This window comes from Nocardiopsis sp. JB363 (genome assembly GCF_900143625.1).
GTDB lineage: Bacteria > Actinomycetota > Actinomycetes > Streptosporangiales > Streptosporangiaceae > Nocardiopsis.
This window is the reverse complement of sequence record NZ_FRFF01000169.1, coordinates 146,808-163,106: the sequence shown is the minus strand read 5'-3', so window position 1 is coordinate 163,106 and position 16,299 is coordinate 146,808. Positions and strand designations below refer to the sequence as shown.

General features: G+C 70.5%; 12 protein-coding genes and 3 tRNA genes. 2 read left to right on the top strand and 13 right to left on the bottom strand.

Annotated features, from left to right (window positions below; all coding sequences use genetic code 11):
• Positions 1-32 precede the first annotated feature (32 nt).
• On the bottom strand, positions 33-284 hold the full coding sequence (gene secE, locus BQ8420_RS26730) for a preprotein translocase subunit SecE (RefSeq protein ID WP_087102417.1): 252 nt from the start codon (positions 282-284) through the stop codon (positions 33-35).
• 106 nt (positions 285-390) lie between these two features.
• A tRNA-Trp gene (locus BQ8420_RS26725) sits at positions 391-463 on the bottom strand.
• Between the two features lie 224 nt (positions 464-687).
• Between BQ8420_RS26725 and BQ8420_RS26720 the strand changes: the two genes are divergently transcribed.
• Together BQ8420_RS26720 and BQ8420_RS26715 are read left to right on the top strand one after the other, a co-directional pair.
• The gene (locus BQ8420_RS26720) at positions 688-1,896 is read left to right on the top strand and encodes a pyridoxal phosphate-dependent aminotransferase (protein WP_087102415.1); all 1,209 of its coding nucleotides are present in this window, start codon (positions 688-690) and stop codon (positions 1,894-1,896) included.
• A 122-nt stretch (positions 1,897-2,018) separates the two neighbouring features.
• Positions 2,019-3,068, top strand: coding sequence for an adenosine deaminase (locus tag BQ8420_RS26715; protein ID WP_087102413.1), 1,050 nt, complete (start codon positions 2,019-2,021; stop codon positions 3,066-3,068).
• Between the two features lie 46 nt (positions 3,069-3,114).
• Here the strand turns inward: BQ8420_RS26715 and BQ8420_RS26710 are convergent, their stop codons facing one another.
• The 11 genes from BQ8420_RS26710 to BQ8420_RS26660 all read right to left on the bottom strand — a co-directional run bounded on the left by BQ8420_RS26710 (position 3,115) and on the right by BQ8420_RS26660 (position 16,112).
• Entirely contained in the window at positions 3,115-3,708 is a 594-nt protein-coding gene (locus tag BQ8420_RS26710) for a TMEM165/GDT1 family protein (protein ID WP_087102411.1), read from the bottom strand.
• Positions 3,709-4,023: 315 nt separating this feature from the next.
• Positions 4,024-5,085, bottom strand: a complete 1,062-nt coding sequence (locus BQ8420_RS26705; protein ID WP_200816109.1) for a UDP-N-acetylmuramate dehydrogenase — start codon at positions 5,083-5,085, stop codon at positions 4,024-4,026.
• Positions 5,086-5,162: 77 nt separating this feature from the next.
• Complete coding sequence (locus tag BQ8420_RS26700) at positions 5,163-5,588, bottom strand: MaoC family dehydratase (protein ID WP_087102408.1); 426 nt, start codon at positions 5,586-5,588, stop codon at positions 5,163-5,165.
• A gap of 18 nt (positions 5,589-5,606) precedes the next feature.
• Positions 5,607-6,050, bottom strand: coding sequence for a MaoC family dehydratase N-terminal domain-containing protein (locus BQ8420_RS26695; protein WP_087102405.1), 444 nt, complete (start codon positions 6,048-6,050; stop codon positions 5,607-5,609).
• A 150-nt stretch (positions 6,051-6,200) separates the two neighbouring features.
• Positions 6,201-6,365 carry a 50S ribosomal protein L33 gene (gene rpmG, locus BQ8420_RS26690; RefSeq protein ID WP_087102403.1) on the bottom strand — a complete coding sequence of 55 codons (165 nt, stop codon included), beginning with the start codon at positions 6,363-6,365 and terminating at the stop codon, positions 6,201-6,203.
• Between the two features lie 99 nt (positions 6,366-6,464).
• Positions 6,465-6,540: transfer RNA gene (locus BQ8420_RS26685), tRNA-Met, on the bottom strand.
• 100 nt (positions 6,541-6,640) lie between these two features.
• Positions 6,641-6,716: transfer RNA gene (locus tag BQ8420_RS26680), tRNA-Thr, on the bottom strand.
• Positions 6,717-6,980: 264 nt separating this feature from the next.
• Complete coding sequence (locus tag BQ8420_RS26675; RefSeq protein ID WP_200816108.1) at positions 6,981-8,999, bottom strand: ATP-binding protein; 2,019 nt, start codon at positions 8,997-8,999, stop codon at positions 6,981-6,983.
• A 171-nt stretch (positions 9,000-9,170) separates the two neighbouring features.
• The gene (locus BQ8420_RS26670; RefSeq protein WP_087102399.1) at positions 9,171-13,793 is read right to left on the bottom strand and encodes an SbcC/MukB-like Walker B domain-containing protein; all 4,623 of its coding nucleotides are present in this window, start codon (positions 13,791-13,793) and stop codon (positions 9,171-9,173) included.
• The gene (locus BQ8420_RS26665) at positions 13,747-15,177 is read right to left on the bottom strand and encodes a TIGR02678 family protein (protein ID WP_087102524.1); all 1,431 of its coding nucleotides are present in this window, start codon (positions 15,175-15,177) and stop codon (positions 13,747-13,749) included. The genes BQ8420_RS26670 and BQ8420_RS26665 overlap by 47 nt, the downstream gene beginning before the upstream one ends.
• Positions 15,177-16,112: a DUF2397 family protein gene (locus tag BQ8420_RS26660; protein WP_087102397.1), complete on the bottom strand. Its 936-nt coding sequence runs from the start codon at positions 16,110-16,112 to the stop codon at positions 15,177-15,179. Before BQ8420_RS26660 ends, BQ8420_RS26665 begins: the two co-directional genes overlap by 1 nt.
• Between the last annotated feature and the right edge of the window lie 187 nt (positions 16,113-16,299).

Sequence of the window (16,299 nt, the reverse complement as noted above, 5' to 3'; positions counted from 1 at the left end):
ACGTGCCCCTGCACCGGTGTGAAGGTCGCCGCTCAGGCGCTCGGACGGCCGAAGGTGCTGTAGAGCCAGGTGACGGCCTCACAGAAGGCGAAGTCGAGGAGGGAGACGTAGGACAGGATGATCACGACGAACACCAAGACGACGATGGTGTAGGTGACCAGTTCCTTGCGCGTGGGCCAGCGAACCTTGCGCAGCTCGTCGACGACCTGCTTGGTGAACGTCACCGGACCGGTACGACGCTTCGGCTCCTTCTCGGGCTTGGCGTCGGCGTCAGTCTGAGTCACCTGGGGTCCTTAGGGTCGCGGGCTGCTTCATTCCCCTGTTAGTTCCGTTGCCCTCGCGGTTCGGGGTGACGACCGTGGCCGCCACCCCGATCCGCGCTCGGACTTGCAGGGCAGGAGGGACTCGAACCCCCAACCGCCGGTTTTGGAGACCGGTGCTCTGCCAATTGAGCCACTGCCCTTAGCGGAAACTGCGTTGCCCACCATAGCCGGTCCTGAGAGTCGTCGCACAACCTCGAAGGTGTGACGCCTGCATAACGAACCGACCGGCACGAACGAGTGTACGCCCATTCGAGGGCCTCGACCAAACCGGTTTCGGTGCGCCGAGTGGCCGAGGTGACCTTCCCCGCCCGAGGAAGTGACCTTCCCCCCGACACCCGGGATGAGCACATGACACCATGGGAACATGACTGACCGACCCCGTGTCTCTGCACGTATCAGCGCCATCTCCGAGTCCGCCACCCTGGCGGTGGACGCCAAGGCCAAGGCCATGAAGGCGGAGGGCCGACCCGTCATCGGTTTCGGCGCCGGGGAACCGGACTTCCCGACCCCCGACTACATCGTGGAAGCCGCGGTGTCCGCCGCCCGCGAGCCCCGCTTCCACCGCTACACCCCGGCCGGTGGCCTTCCCGAGCTGAAGAAGGCCATCGCCGAGAAGACCGAGCGCGACTCCGGCTACAAGGTCGAGCCCGCCCAGATCCTGGTCACCAACGGTGGCAAGCAGGCCATCTACGAGGCCTTCGCGGCCATGCTGGACCCGGGCGACGAGGTCATCGTGATCGCCCCGTACTGGACGACCTACCCGGAGTCGATCAAGCTCGCGGGCGGCGTGCCCGTCTACGTCGTCACCGACGAGAGCACCGGCTACATGGCCTCGGTCGAGCAGCTGGAGGCCGCCCGCACCGACCGCACCAAGGTGCTGGTGTTCGTGTCCCCGTCCAACCCGACCGGCGCCGTCTACCCGCGCGAGCAGGTCCGTGCCATCGGCCAGTGGGCGAACGAGCACGGCCTGTGGGTGCTGACCGACGAGATCTACGAGCACCTGGTCTACGGTGACGCCGAGTTCGCGTCCCTGCCCGTCGAGGTGCCCGAGATCGCCGACCGCACCGTCGTCGTCAACGGGGTCGCCAAGACGTACGCGATGACCGGATGGCGCGTCGGGTGGATCATCGGCCCGAAGGACGTGGTCAAGGCCGCGAGCAACCTCCAGTCGCACGCCACCTCCAACGTCGCGAACGTGTCGCAGGCCGCCGCCTTGGCCGCCGTCTCCGGCGACCTCGCCGCGGTCGACGAGATGAAGAAGGCGTTCGACCGCCGCCGCCAGACCATCGTGCGGATGCTCAACGAGATCGACGGCGTGGTCTGCCCGGTGCCCGAGGGCGCGTTCTACGCGTACCCGTCGGTGAAGGGCGTGCTCGGCAAGGAGATCCGCGGGAAGACCCCGACGACCTCCACCGAGCTGGCCGAGCTCATCCTGGAGGAGTCCGAGGTCGCCGTGGTCCCGGGTGAGGCCTTCGGTACCCCCGGCTACCTGCGTCTGTCGTACGCGCTCAGCGACGAGGACCTCGTCGAGGGCGTGACCCGCGTCCAGAACCTGTTGGCCGAGGCCAAGTAGCCTCCGCGAAGGTCATGAGGGAGCCCCGGACCGGTCGGTCCGGGGCTCCCTCATGTGCGGGGTGGGTCTCAGTGTCGCCGTTCCCGGTGCGCGGAGTGTGATTCATACGGCAGGCTTGGGACATGGAGACACCGACCAGCACCCGCCGGTTGGACCGGCTGCCCAAGGCCCATCTGCACCTGCACTTCACCGGGTCCATGCGCCATGACACCCTCATCGAGATGGCCGAGGCACGGGGGGTGCACCTGCCCCAGGCCCTGGCCGAGGAGTGGCCGCCCAAACTGCGGGGCACCGACGAACGCGGCTGGTTCCGCTTCCAGCGCCTCTACGACATCGCCCGTTCGGTCCTGAAACGCCAAGAGGACATGTACCGCCTGCTGCGCGAGGCGGCCGAGGACGAACGGGAGGCGGGTTCGGGCTGGTTGGAGATCCAGGTCGACCCGAGCGGCTACGCGTCCCGTTTCGACGGGCTCACCGCCACCCTGGAACTCATCCTGGACGCGGCCCGCGTCGCCTCCGAGGCCACCGGTGTCGGTATCGGGATCATGGTGGCGGCCAACCGCACCCGGCACCCGCTGGACGCCCGGGCCCTGGCCCGGCTCGCGCGCCAGTACGTGGGCAAGGGCGTGGTCTCGTTCGGGCTCAACAACGACGAGCGTCGCGGACGCGCCCGTGACTTCGAGGCGGCCTTCCGGATCGCCAAGCGCGCGGGTCTGCTGTCCACCCCGCACGGCGGCGAGCTGAACGGCCCGCGCAGCGTGCGCGAGTGCCTGGACGAACTGGACGCGGACCGTATCGGTCACGGCGTTCGGGCCATCGAGGACCCGTACCTGGTGGAGCGGATCGCCACCCAGGAAGTCACCCTGGAGGTGTGCCCGACCTCCAACGTGGGCCTGGGCGTGGTGGAGAAGGTGGACCACCTGCCGCTGCGCAGGCTGTACGACGCGGGAGCACCGATCGCCCTGGGCACCGACGACCCCCTGCTGTTCGGCCCCCGACTGCTGGAGCAGTACCGCATCGCCCGCGAGGTGTTCGAGTTCAGCGACCCCGAACTGGCGGACCTGGCCCGCATGTCGATCCGTGGTTCGGGCGCACCGGACTCGCTGAAAAAGGAGATGCTCGCGGGCGTGGACACCTGGCTGGCCACTCCCCCCGAGGACGGTGCCGTCTAGCAGTGTTCTCGGGGCCTCCGCCGGCGCTTCGGGGTTCCTGGTCGGCTCAAGCGAGGAGCGTCCAGGCGCCTTGGGCGAGCATGGCGGCGCCGGCGACGAAGAACAGCACGGCGGCACCGATCCGGATCGCCTTCTCCGGCAGCTTCTTGCCGAGTGCCGCGCCGATGGCGATGGCGATCCCGTCGGCGGCGACCATGCCGATCGTGGAGCCGATCCACACCGGAAGCCAGTGGTGCTGGGTGCCGACGGTGATGGTGGCGAGCATGGTCTTGTCCCCGAGCTCGGCGACGAAGAACACCAGCGCGACGGTCATGAACCCGGAGCGGATCCGGCGGGAGGCGGCGCGTTCCTCGTCCTTGTCGGTCATCTCGTCCCCGCGCAGGGTCCACAGACCGAAGAAGAGGAAGGCCAGGCCGGCCGCGAGGGTGAGCCAGTCGGTGGGCAGGGTCGCTCCGAGGACCTCGGCGATGAAGACGCTGCCGAGGTGGACCACCGCGGTGGCGGCGGTGATGCCGAGGAGGACCGTGAGGACTCGGTAACGCGAAGCCAGGGACATCGCGACCAGCTGGGTCTTGTCGCCCATTTCCGCGATGAAGATGGCGAACGTGCTGATACCGAGAGCGGCGAGAAAAGCCGACATGCTGCTCCTGCTGTCCTTGGTGGGCAGAAGGAGGCGGATAACGCCCCTTCAACCCGGTCGTTTCCTACCGGGTCAAAGGTCTCGTCCGCCCGCCTGAGCTGGGCTCACGCGGCCGGGACGGAAAAGTCCAGTATGTCGACCGCGCGGATTGGGGACTACTCCCCTTCGACACTGAAGACATTACCAGCGGCTTTTTTATTCGGCAATTTGTTGATTCGGCGAATTGTTTTATCAGGCGAGCCGGAAAAGTGAGTTAGGCGTGCCTAACTCGTTTCTTCGGAGCGTTGTCCCAGGCCCTCTCGGGCGCGGGTGTCTCTACAGACTCACGCCGACCATGACCGGCTCGTTGACCAGGCGTACCCCGAAGGCGGTCTCGACCCCGGCCCGCACCTCGCGGGCCAGGTCGAGCAGGTCGGCCGTGCTCGCCCCACCGGGGTTGGTCAGAGCGAGGGTGTGCTTGCCGGAGATCCGCGCGGGGCCGTCCCCATAGCCCTTGGTGAACCCGGCCCGGTCGATCAACCAGGCGGCGGAAAGCTTCACGTTGCCCTGGTCGTCGGGGTGGCCGGGGATCTCGGCATCCGGACCCAGACGTTCGGTGGCGCGCTCACGGAAGGCCGCGTAGTCCTCCGGGGACAGGATCGGGTTGGTGAAGAACGAACCGGCGCTGCGGGTGTCCGGGTCGCCGGGGTCCAACACCATGCCCTTGCCGCGACGCAGGCCCAGGACGACGTCCCTGGCCTTGTCCAGCGGCACCCTCTCCCCCGCTTCCACACCCATGGTGCGGGCGACCTCGGCGTAGCGCACCGGACGGCTCATCGGCCCCCGACGCAGCTCGAAGACCACCTCGCACACCACATACCGGTCATGGCCCTTGAAGGAGCTGTCCCGGTAGGTGAAACCGCAGTCCGCGTTGGACATGGTCACCAGGTCGCCGGTGGTGCGGTCCAGGACCAGCACCTCGCGGATGGTCTGGCTCACGTCCTGACCGTAGGCCCCGACATTCTGGATGGGGGTGGAACCGACCCGGCCGGGGATGCCGGAGAGGAACTCGATGCCGTTGAGGCCCTCGGCGACGGCCCGTTCGACCAGAGGGTCCCAGTCCACGCCCGCCTCCGCGCGCAGCAGGACGACGGTCTCACCGGTGTCCGCATCGGTTCCCGCGTCGGTGACGGTGACGCCCTGGGAGGCGACCAGGATCACGGCCCCGGGAAAGCCGTCGTCGGCGACCACCAGGTTGCTGCCGCCGCCCAGAACGAGCACACGCTCACCGGCACGATCGGCGTCGGTGACCAGGCGGACCAGTTCGTCAGTGGTGGCGGCGGCGTGGAAGGCCTTGGCGGAACCGCCCAGGCCGAGCGTGGTGTGATCGGCGAGCATGGTGGACACGGGCGTGGTACCTCTTCGTTCTCAGGAGGGCCAGGAGCTCCGTTCGGGGCCGGCCCGAAACAGCGGGGTCAGGCGAGACGGACGACGGCGATGGCCTTGGCGAGGACCTTGGCGCCGCCGGACCGCGCGGTCAGCAGAACGGTGACGGTGCCGTCGTCGTTCTTGGCCTTGACCTTGCCGCCGACGGTGATCTCGGCGCCGTCATCGTCGTCGGGGACGACGACGGGCGCGGAGAAGCGCACCGAATAGTCGAGGACGCTGCCGGGGTCCCCGGTCCAGTCGGTGACGACCCGACCGGCCTCGGCCATGGTGAACATGCCGTGCGCGATCACGTCGGGCAGGCCGACGGACTTGGCGAAGCGTTCGTTCCAGTGGATGGGGTTGAAGTCACCGGAGGCGCCGGCGTAACGGACCAGGTCCAGGCGGCGGACCGGAAAGATCCGCTCCGGCAGCTGCGTGCCGGTCTCGACCTCGTCGTACTTGAGCCTGTTCATCGTCGTGCCCCCCGCTTCCTAGGATCCCCGGACGACGAGCATCATGCCCGCCGTCACCACGTGTTCGCCGTCGGCCGCCGTGGCCACCGTTTCCAGGGTGAGCAGCTCGTTGCCGCCCAGGACCTTGATGTCGGTGATGCGGGTGACGGAGTTCAGGACGTCACCGGCGCACAGGGGGCGGCTGTAGTGGAAGCTCTGGTCGCCGTGGACGACCCGGGAGAAGTCGACGCCCAGGTCGGGGTCGGCGAGGGCCAGCGCGGAACCGGCCATGCCCAGGATCACCGGGAAGGTGGGCGGGGCGATGACGTCGGGATATCCCATGGCCTTGGCGGACTCGCGGTCCAGGTAGACCGGGCTGAGGTCGTTGATGGCCTCGGCGAACTCGCGGATCTTGCCGCGGGTCACCTCGTAGGCCTCGGGGGCGGGGTACTCCCGGCCGAGGTAGTCAGGGTTGATCGCCACGCTCTGCCTCTCGGATGTGGAAACGTCGGGGCCGGTCCGCCGTCGAGGAAAAGGCCCCTGGACAGCGAACAGCCCGGTGAGCGATGGGCTCACCGGGCTGGATTCTACGAGAAGCTGTCGCTCCCTGCGGGGACGACCGTCCCGCGTGACCTAGCGGGTCTCGCGGTGACCGTTGTGCTTGCGGCAGTTCGGGCAGAACTTGTTGATCGTCAGACGGTCGGGGGTGTTCCGACGGTTCTTGCGCGTGATGTAGTTCCGGTGATTGCACTCCTGGCAGGCCAGGGTGATCTTCGGCCTCACGTCTGTGGCAGCCACTTCGGAGTGCCTTTCTCGCTGGAGACATTACCTTGACGCAGTGAAAAACTGCTGAGACCCACGACGACCCCTGAGTGTCTTGCTCAGGGGCCAGTGGGGTGGTAGCGGGGGCCGGACTTGAACCGACGACACAGCGATTATGAGCCGCTTGCTCTACCGACTGAGCTACCCCGCCCCGATCAGACAGAAAGACATCCTACCGTGGATGTCTCCTGGTTCGGCCGGCGAAGTTCCACCGGCCACCCACCTGAGTGGACCGGAACCTCATCAAGTGGTGGAGCCCCTTTACGGAATCGAACCGTAGACCTTCTCCTTACCATGGAGACGCTCTGCCGTCTGAGCTAAAGGGGCGCGCTGTGGGACTTTCTCTCGTCCGCCCCGGGGTGTTACCCCCTTGCGCTGGTCATGACTATACAGGGATCAGGGGGTGATCTGCCAAATCGGGGACCAGGGCCCCCGCACCCCGCCCCGGACACGACCCGCACGTGGGTACGAAATCCCTGTTCAGAACGGGGTTCCCAACATTTCGAAGCCCTGTTCAGAGCCGCGGAAAACGGCCCGAATGTGACGCCGTGCACGCCCTCCGGCGGGCTCCGGGAAGCCTCTTCCGGCCCCTCATCCACCGTTCTCGGCGAGCCACACGTTGGACATGGCGTCGCGGTTGATCGTGCGGATGTCCGCGGTCAGCCCCAGGCGGCGCAGGGCGTCCGACAGACGGGTGTCGTGGGTGAAGACGATGAGCTGCCGATGCCGTCCCACCTCGGCCAGTACGGAGGCGAGCCCCTCCACGGTCTCGGTGTCCATGGCCTGGACCGGATCGTCCAGCAACAGGAACCCGAACGGGTTGCCCTCGATGAGGGTGCGCGGCAGACAGATGGACAGTGCCAGGGCCTGGAACTCGCCCTGGCTGAGCAGGCCCGGCGCGCTGGTCTGGTCGTCCACCCCGTCCACGGACACGTCCACCTCGACCCTCCGGCGGGCTCCACGGCCGATGAGCCGCATGCCCTGTAGGTCGATGTGGCGTTCCTGACGCAGCCGGAACCAGACCTGTTCGGCCTGGGCCGCGACCGGCCCGAGCCGTTCGGCACGCACCGATCGGGCGTACTCGGCGAGCCAGCCGAGCGCGGCCTCGGCCGATGCGAGGGCCTCACTGGCCTTGACCGCGTCCTGGGCGTCGTCCAACCACTCGGAGAGCCGTTCGGCGAGGTCGGACCACCCGCCGCTGGGGTCCTCCAGGCGTTCGGAGGCGTCCCGACGCGCGCTGACCGCGGCCGCGCGGAGCTTGCGACCCACGACCTCGATGTGGTCGGCGAGTTCACCGAGGTCCTCGATGTCGGAACCGGTCTCCCACAGCGACCACACCTGACCGAGTTCGCTCTCCGGCGGCAACCACGTGGGCATCGGGGAGAGCAGGAATCGGGCCTGGTCGCGAGCGGCGTCGGCACGGTCGTAGGCGGCCGAGGTGATGGCGGCCTGGGGACGGAGTGCGCGCAGTTGGGCGTTGGCGCGCCGCACCCAGTCGGATCCCAGCGCCCCGCTGGTGGCGCAGGTGGGGCAGGTGGTCTCGGAGGGGTGGCGCTTGTGGTGTTCCAGCGCCTGTTCGAGGAGTCGGACGACCCCGTGCGCGTGGTCGCCCTTGGTACCGGCGGCCATGGCCAGTTCCATGGCGGCGCCGCGCAGCTCGTTGACGACGTCGCTCATGAGGACCCGCTCGGGGACGCTGAGGCGGCGCAGCCTGCGCATGACCACGTGCTGGGCCGGGTCGCTGGGGCCGTCGTCGGCGGCGATCCGGCGCAGGGCGTCCAGGTCCATCTCGGGCGCGGAGAGCATCCGTACGGCCTGGGCCGCCCGGGGATCGCCGGAGGCGCCGAGCGCGTCCAGGAGGAGGTGCAGGGCACGCGCGGGACGGTCACGGCGGCGGACGAGACCGTCGCAGACCTTGGCGAGGCGGCGCTCGGCCTCGGCCAGCCCCGTGATTCCCAGGAGTGCGGTGAGGGTGTCGTAGAGCTCGGCGGCACGGCCGGTGACGGTGCGGCCGAGCTCGTCGTAGGACAGGAAGGGCCGGTAGCGGACCAGGTTCTCGCCCCAGTCGAGGGTGCGCAGCGGTGCGACCTCACCGGTGGGGTGCACGACCTCACCACGGGCGGAACGGACGCTCTCCCCGGTCCAGCGGCGACTGATCCGAGTGGGTCCGTTGTCACCCGCGATGTGGATGTCGACGCTGGCTTCGGTGCGCTCGTCGTAGTGCAGGTTGCGCCAGCCGTCGCGCCACCCCGTGGGCATGGCGTCCCAGCGAGGGTTGCGGCCGGTCAGGGCCGCCTCCGCCGCCTCGGCGAAGCTGGACTTGCCGGACCCGTTGCGGCCGACGATGACGGTGAGGCCGGGGCCGGGCGCGAAGGTGAGTTCGGCGGGGCGTCCGATGCCGCGGAATCCCTGGACACGGATGCCGGTGAGGTAGGAGCGTCGCATCGACCCGGGAGGAGGACCGCTCGGGGCCTCGGGAACGGCCTCGGGGATGTGCTCTCCCCGCAGGAGGGCCTCCAGGGCGTCTTCTCCCCACAGGGCGGCGTTGACCCAGGACCGGACCCCCGCGGGCATGCCGGAACGCGCGAGAGCCTCCAGGAGGCCCTGCATGGTGGGGTCGTCGGCCCCGGGGCCGGCCTCCCGGCCGTCCCGTCCTCCGTTCGCGCCCGCCTCGGGTCCCCGAGTCACTTCGCCACCCCGCTCCGTTTTCGAACCTGCATCAGCAGACTAGGACAGGAAGGGAGGAAGCGCGCTGGTGATGCCCACAACGAGCGACGCGGATCACACTCCGACGAGTTTCCTCCGACTCCCGTCCCAAGTGAAGTGCAGGGTCGCGATCCCCGGCACGTTGGGGTCGCGCAGACACTCATAGATGTTGAGGCTGGGCACGCTCGCGAAGCAACCCCAGACCCGTTCCGAGGTCAGCACGAAGTCGAGGTCGAGTTCGACCAGTAGGCCGAGAAGCCTTCCGTGGGTGGGTTCGTCGACCTTGGCGAACGCGTCGTCCAGCAGGATCAGACGGGGCGCCCAGGGTGCTCGGGCCGCGAGGGCGTCGAAGTGGGCGGCGGCCGCGGCGAACAGCACCAGGTAGGCGACCACCCGCTGTTCGCCCTGGCTGAGGGCGGTGCGGTGACCCAGACGGCGTTCGTCGCCCGCGGAGTCGGTGACGTACACGGTGAACGTGAACCAGGACCGGTAGTCGAGGGCCGCGCGCAGTTGGGCGCCGCCGGTGGCGGTCGGGTCCAGTCGGCGGATCGCCTCGATGCAGCGGCGCAGCGCGTCGCGTAGACGGGTGGTCTGGACGCGGGTGCGTTCCTCCGGCGGGGTGGCCAGCAACGGAACGACCGCCTCGATGTCGGCGCCGGCGTCGGGGGCCAGGCTCCAGTCCAGGCGCACGCCGAGACCGGCGGAGGTGGTGACGTCCTTGAGGACGTCGTTCATGGTGGCGATGAGGGCGCGGGCCTCGTCGACCTGGCGGGACAGGTGTCCGGCGAGCTCACCGAGCAGGTGGCGTTCGAAAGCCTCCTCCTCCGCGATGGCGACGGTCTCCTCGGCCTTGGCCACGGACGCGGCGACGTGCTCCGCGTAGGCGGTGACGTCGTGGTCCCCGTCCTCGTCGTGGACAGTGAGGCGTTTGACGCCGCGGGGTTCGGTGAGTTCGGTGCGGGTCTGTGCCCAGCCCACGGAGGTGAGGAGGCGCTGGAGGTCCTCGCGGCTGCCGAGGACGCCGCTGTCGTCGACCTCGGGGACGTCGTCCTGCGCGGCGAGACCCGTCTCGATCCGTTCGACGAAGTCGGCGAGGAGGTCCAGGCGTGCGTCGGGGCCGACGGGTTCGGTGTCGGCTCCGGTCTCCAGGGCGGCCAGGTAACGAGGCAGCGGACCGTCGTCGGCGGCGCAGTCCTCCAACCCGGCGGCGCGCAGCAGGACGGCGTCGGGGACGGTGTCCTCGGCGCCCTTGACGGCCTTGCCCGAGGGGTCGCCGACGATGGTGACCGCGCCGACCAGGTTCTCTCCAGTGGCGAGGGCACGACGGACCTGTTCCGCGCGTTCGGCCGTGGCCGCCTCCAGGCGCGCCTCGGCGGCCACCCGATCATCGCGGGCCTGTTGGGCGCGGCGTTCGAGCTCGGGGAGACGTTCGGTGGCCTCCTGTGCGCGGGCCCGCACCTGGTCCCGGGCGGCCTCGATCTGTTCCCCGGGCACCCCGCGGGCACGATCTCCCAGTTCGAACTGGCGGCGCACGGTGATCATGTCGTCGATCGCGCCGGCCCGGGCGTCCTCGGCGACCAGACGCGCCGAGCGGGTGCGGTTCCAGGCCGTGACGTGGCGTTCGTGATCGGCCAACTGCCAGGCGAGGACCTCCAGGTCGCGCAGGGCCGAGGCGATGAGGACGCGGAGGTGGTCCATGGCCCGCAGGACGCTGTCGAGTTCGGCGCGTGCGGTGGGCAGCCCCTCCGCCCCGGCGGCGTCCGACAGACGACGGCGGATGTCGAGGAGTTCGGTGCGGGCGTCGTCGGCGGTGGACCGGGCGGTGTCGTGCGCGCGACGGGCCGCGGCGACGTCGATGCGGGCCACGTCGAGGGTGGCCCAGGCGCGGACGAGCGGTGAGGGGTCCGGCAGGTCCCGGGAGACCTCCAGGAGTTCGGAGTAGGAGTGCTCCACCGCCCAACGTCGTTCGCCCGCCTCGGCGAGGAGGGCCTCGGCGATGTCCATACGACGGTCGGTATTGGCGGTCTGGCGGTCGCGGGCGCGTTTGCGGGCGGCCTCGCCGATGTACTCCGGTTCGGTCTTGGAGTGGGCGCCGGAGGCCACGCCCAGGCGCCAGCCGCCGGAGAGCGACATGGAGCTGACGGTGGCCACGGAGCTGTCCCGACGATGCTTGGCCTCGGTGTCCTCGGAGCCACCGGTCGACTCCGAGCCCAGGGCGATGGAGCCGAGCAGGGCGCGCAGGTTGTCGTTGTCGACGCCGCGGTCGGGGACGGCGACGGGCACGAGCACGTCGAAGAGGGTGCGGCCCTTGGCGGGACGGGCCGGGGTGATCATGAGGTCGCGAGTGTCGGGGTCGTACAGGGTCCCGTCGGAGCGGATCCACCCGGAGAGCAGCCCGCTGGCCTCCAGGGCGGCTTCAAGCCCGGCCTGTTCGCGGGTGGTCAGCCCGTTGGCGAAGTCGACGGCGAGGTGGAAGGGGACGCCGTCGGAATCCGGGCGCTGGTAGGTGGCCCAGGCCGGGCGTTCGGGGGCGGCGTCGGTGTTCTTGGCCTTGCGCTCGGCGAGATCGGCGAGTTCGTCGGCGAGCTGGCCCTCCTCGTTGACGGCCACGTCGCGCCGGGCGCGCAGCTCCTCCAGGAGCGGGTCGACGGCGGTGTGGGCCAGGCGGGCGACCTTGACGGGCACACCGGGGTCCAGCACGCGCAGTGCGTCGGAGATGGGCAGCTCCACGCTGCCCTCCAGGTCGTGGATCGCGTCGCCCAGGGCGTGCGCGTGGCTGGAGTCGCGCAGACGCGCGGCCCAGGTACGGACGCCCTCGGCGTAGGCGGCGCTCTGTTCGCGCAACCCGGCGATGGCGTCCTGTTCCCGGGTGTGGGTGTGTTCGAGGGTCGCCTGAGCGCTCTCGGACTCGCTGGTCAGGGCGACCAGACGGCGGTCGGCGGCGGCCTCCGCGCTGGTCAGCCCGGTGAGGCGGGCGGCATGGTCGGTGCGGTCGGCCGCGGTGTCGGCCGCGCCGGTGAGCCGGTCGTGCAGCCGGCCCAGGTTCTCGCGCAGGTCGTCGAGGTCGATGCCGTCGACGGGGGCGCGTTCCACGGCCTGTTCGAGACCTTGGAGGTCCACCCGGGTGGTGCTCTCCCGGGGGGAGTGCACGGTGGTACGGGTGTCGGGGATCCGTCCCAGCGTTCGCGGGTCGAGGCCGGCGGCGGTGGCGGCTCGACCGGCCTCGGCGTGGGTCTGTCGCAGGACGTCGAGGGACCGTTCGACGGCGGAGACGTCCTCGCCCAGCCGCTCGATCGCGTGGTCCTCGGTGGTGGCGGCGTGTTCCGCCGCGGCCCAGGCGGCCTCGGCGGCACGGATGTAGGCGCCCACGGCGGCGTCGTAGGCGCGACGTTCGTTGACGGTGGCCGTTGCCGCTTCGCTCTGGGCCGAGGCAAGGGTCCCATCGTCGGCCTCGGCGGTGTCGCGGGTGCGACGGGCCTGGTCGCGTTCCTCGGCGACCTGGCTCTCGTCCGTGATGAGCGCGTCGAGTTCGGCGCGCAGCCGGTCGGTCTCCTCCACACGCCGGTCACGGGCGTCGAGTTGCTCTCGGACCTCGGCGACGCGGGCGCGCAGGGCGTGCACCAGGTAACCGTGGTAGTCGGTGAGGAACTCGGCGATGCCGCCGCCCGCCTCGGTGAGGGCGTTCTTCTCCGCGCGGGCCTGTTCGAGGTCGGCGATGTTGCGGGCCACCTCGTCCAGGACGGACTCGTCCATGGGCGGCAGGGCCTCGGAGAGCACTCCGACGAGTTCGCCGGCCTCCAGACGGTCGCCGATGGTGGGGCGGCGCAGGCGATAGAGCAGGTGGATGAGGTTGCGGTAGCGGACGGAGTCGTCGATGCCGAACAGGTCCCGCATCACCCGCGCCCGGTAGGGGACGGCGCTGGTGAAGCAGTTGTCCGCGCCGATCTCCGAACGCAGCCGGTCCACGGGCTTGGGGCGGCCGTCGACGACCAGTTCCAGGTCGTGCCCGACCCGGCGTTCGGTGACGAAGAAGACACAGCGCGGGTCGGAGTCGCCCACCGCCAGGACGGCCGCGCCCAGGGTGAGGTAGCGGGGCGCCTCGCCCTCCGGTTCGATCTCCTCGACGGGTTCGGACTGCGCCGCGAGCAGTGCGGACGCGGAGTTGGGCCCGGTGCCGGCGTGGGCCGCGGCGTCCAGGCCGCGGTCCCCTCGGGCCGTGGTGAACTCCACCCACAGGTAACCCAGACGGGTGGCGGGCCCGGGGGCCGCCTCGCCGTCGCCGGAGGCGGTGGTGGCGGGCGTGGGTCCGATGCCGCCCGGGGGCGTCTCGTCGGACTCGCCGATGGCGGGGGTCGCCGGGCCTCCGAGCAGGTCGGGTCCGGTCTCCTCCTCGGCCGGGACGCGGCCCGCGCGAGGACCGTCGGCCATCAACCAGCGCAGGCTCGTGCGGTTGGTGCCGGTGGTGTCCAGACGCCGCATGTCCCCGTCCAACAGGAACGGCAGCAGCATCTCCAGGGCCTTGGACTTGCCCGCGCCGTTGCGACCGCGCAGCAGCAACCGCCCCTCGGCGAAGTCCAGGATGTGGTCGTCGTACTGCCAGACGTTCCGGATACCCGCGCGTTCGAGACGGTAGCGGGGAGTGGGGGCGGGGTCAGCCGGAGCCTTCCCGTGGGTCTCGCTCGTCTCCTGTGTCACCACTGGTCGCGCTCACCTTCTCGTTCGCCACCGCTTGCAGCACGGACGCCACCCGGTCGAGGTCGTTTCGAGGCTCGTCCCGGGGTTCCTCCCCGGGTTCGTCCCCGGCTTCATCCCGGGGTTCGGGCTCCTGTCGACCGGACCCACGCGGTTGTTCGGGGTCGGTCCGGTCTTCGGGATGTGTCCGGGTGTCCTCGCCATTGTCCTGGATCCGGGGGACGCGATCGTCCACTTCCGCGCCGTATCTCGCGGCGGCGGCCGTCAGCCGTCTGGCCCCGGGGGCGCCCCGGAGCAGACCGAGCCCTGCGAGGAGCTCCAGGACGAGGGCGAAGAGACGTTCGGGTTCGGGGATCTCCGGTCCCGCGGTGCGCGCCCACTCCGCGCGCACCGGTGCGTCGGTCCCGCCCAGAGCCTCCAAGGCGACCTGGAGTTCCCGTTCGGGGACGGGCACGGACGTGGTCGGGCGGCCGGGGTTCAGCAGACCGGAGAGGTGGCGGATCAAGGCCAGGGCCGTGTGGCCGATCGGGTCGTCGGAGGGGAAGCGCGGACGGGCCGTCGCCTCGTCGGGCATGACCAGTACCACACCCTCGGCGCGGATCTCGGTGTCGCAGCCCAGCAGGTTGCCCAGGGCCGAGGCGGCCCGCCACTGGTGGGCGGCGAGCCGGTCGCGCTGCCGGTCCGGGAGCTCCTCCCGGTGGACGACGGCGGTCTCGGCGAGCAGGCGGCGCAGGGCGACCTCCCCCGCCTGGTCGCTCTCGGGATCGGGGTCGGCGGCCTCGGCGAGGAAGGTGTCGGCGTCGGTACCGGCCCGGGGCAGGTGGGCGGCGACCGAACGCAGGGCCTCGGTGTGGGGGGTGAGCTCGGCGTCGACGGCGGCGTCGGCTTGATGGGCGCCGACGGTGCCGGAGGTCTCGGTGAGCGCGCCGAGGTCGATCAGGCGGAGCAGGGCCGCGCAGTAGGAGCGGCGTTCGCCCAGGCCTCGGGTGGGGTCGGCGTCGATGCCCGCCTCGTGGGCGGTCGCGCGCACGGTGGCCGCCAGGGAGCGCACCGTGACGGGGCCGTCCCGCTCGACCAGGACCGCGAGGGTCAGGGCGAGGTAGGTGAGGGCCCGGGGGGTGAGTCGGGAGCCGTCCGCGCGGGTGATCGGTCCGGTGACCTCGTCGACGAGGCCGCGCTTGACCAGGCGGGCGTGGTCTTCGGCGACGGTGAGCTCGTAACCGAGCACACGTTGGAAGCGTTGGACCAGCCACTCGTTGTGCGAGCGCACCAGGGAGAACTCTGCCGGGTGCGCGTCACGGCCGAGCAGCGGGTGGGCCATGAGGGCGCGTGCGGCGGCCTGCCGTTCCCCGATGAGGGCGGCGTCCTCGCTGTAGGCGTTCGTCTCCATCACCCCCACCTCCGCGTCCAGGGTTTTTGCGTGGTGATCTCGATGGGACCGGTGTCCTCGGTGTCCGAGTCCGGTCCGGGGAGGTTATCGGTGAGGGCCGGCTCCCCGACAGGGGCATGTGGGGTGTGCTCGCCCGGAGACCCGGCGTGCGGGGTCCCGGCGTGCGGTGGTCCGGTGCGCGGGGTTTCCACCGAGGGAGGTTCGGTCGGGGCCGGTTCGACCGGTTCCGGGATGTCCGAAACGGGTTCCGTCGGGTTCGGGACGCCCACTCGTCCCTTCGGGGCGGGGACGTCCACGAAGTGCTGACCGTAGGGGGTCACGCACAGGCGCAGCCCCTCCAGGCTCAGGTCGCCGCCCTCGCCCCGGACGGTGACCTCGGCTCCGGGCGCCGCGATCACGTGCAGGCGCAGACCGAACTCCAGGTCGCCGGCGGAGGTGGGCCGCCGAGCCGCGTCGCCCGAGCCCAACGCCGCGGTGAGGAGCTCCATGAGGACCTCCATGCCGGCGCCGGACAGGTCCAGTCGAGCCTCGTCGGCCGTGGGTCGGGCCAACAGGGAACGGATCTGCTCGGCGCCCGCTCGGCGCCAGTGCGCCGAGGACTCGGCGGCGTCCCGAAGGCGCGCCTGTTGGGCGCGGTGGTCGCGGACCGGTTCGGGAGGGCGGGCGCCGGGGTGCTCGGTGACGGTGCTGCGATCGGGTTCCGCCTGCCACCAACTGGTGGTCGCCGCGACCCCGTCGTCGACGCGTCCTTCGAGCTGACGGGCGGGGTGGAGGGCGAAGGCCGCGGTGGCCAGAGCTTCGGCGCGATCCGGTTCGGCCTCCTCGAACCAGGTGGCCAGACGCAGCAAAGCGGCACGGCCGTACCGTGGCACCGGCCTGTTGCCGTTGCCCTGTCGATCGTCCGCGCGGTCGTTCATCCACTGGTTGAGTCCCACAACTCAGCAGACTAGAGACCTCTCGGGCCCGCCACGCCCGGTTCGGCCCCCTCCACCCCCGAAGAGGCTCTCCATCACCCGCCCTGAACAGGGATTATGTCCCAACTGTGGCGTTTGTAAGGATTCTGCGAAGCGCGGGGGAACACTTCGACGTCACCTCACCACGGGACCACTACCGCGCACCGCT

Bases quoted from the DNA above. Each gene is read 5' to 3' on its own strand.
- BQ8420_RS26720 (WP_087102415.1), top strand. From the start codon at position 688: ATGACTGACCGACCCCGTGTCTCTGCACGTATCAGCGCCATCTCCGAG.
- BQ8420_RS26715 (WP_087102413.1), top strand. From the start codon at position 2,019: ATGGAGACACCGACCAGCACCCGCCGGTTGGACCGGCTGCCCAAGGCC.
- BQ8420_RS26710 (WP_087102411.1), bottom strand. From the start codon at position 3,708: ATGTCGGCTTTTCTCGCCGCTCTCGGTATCAGCACGTTCGCCATCTTC.
- BQ8420_RS26705 (WP_200816109.1), bottom strand. From the start codon at position 5,085: ATGCTCGCCGATCACACCACGCTCGGCCTGGGCGGTTCCGCCAAGGCC.
- BQ8420_RS26700 (WP_087102408.1), bottom strand. From the start codon at position 5,588: ATGAACAGGCTCAAGTACGACGAGGTCGAGACCGGCACGCAGCTGCCG.
- BQ8420_RS26675 (WP_200816108.1), bottom strand. From the start codon at position 8,999: ATGCAGGGCCTCCTGGAGGCTCTCGCGCGTTCCGGCATGCCCGCGGGG.
- BQ8420_RS26665 (WP_087102524.1), bottom strand. From the start codon at position 15,177: ATGGAGACGAACGCCTACAGCGAGGACGCCGCCCTCATCGGGGAACGG.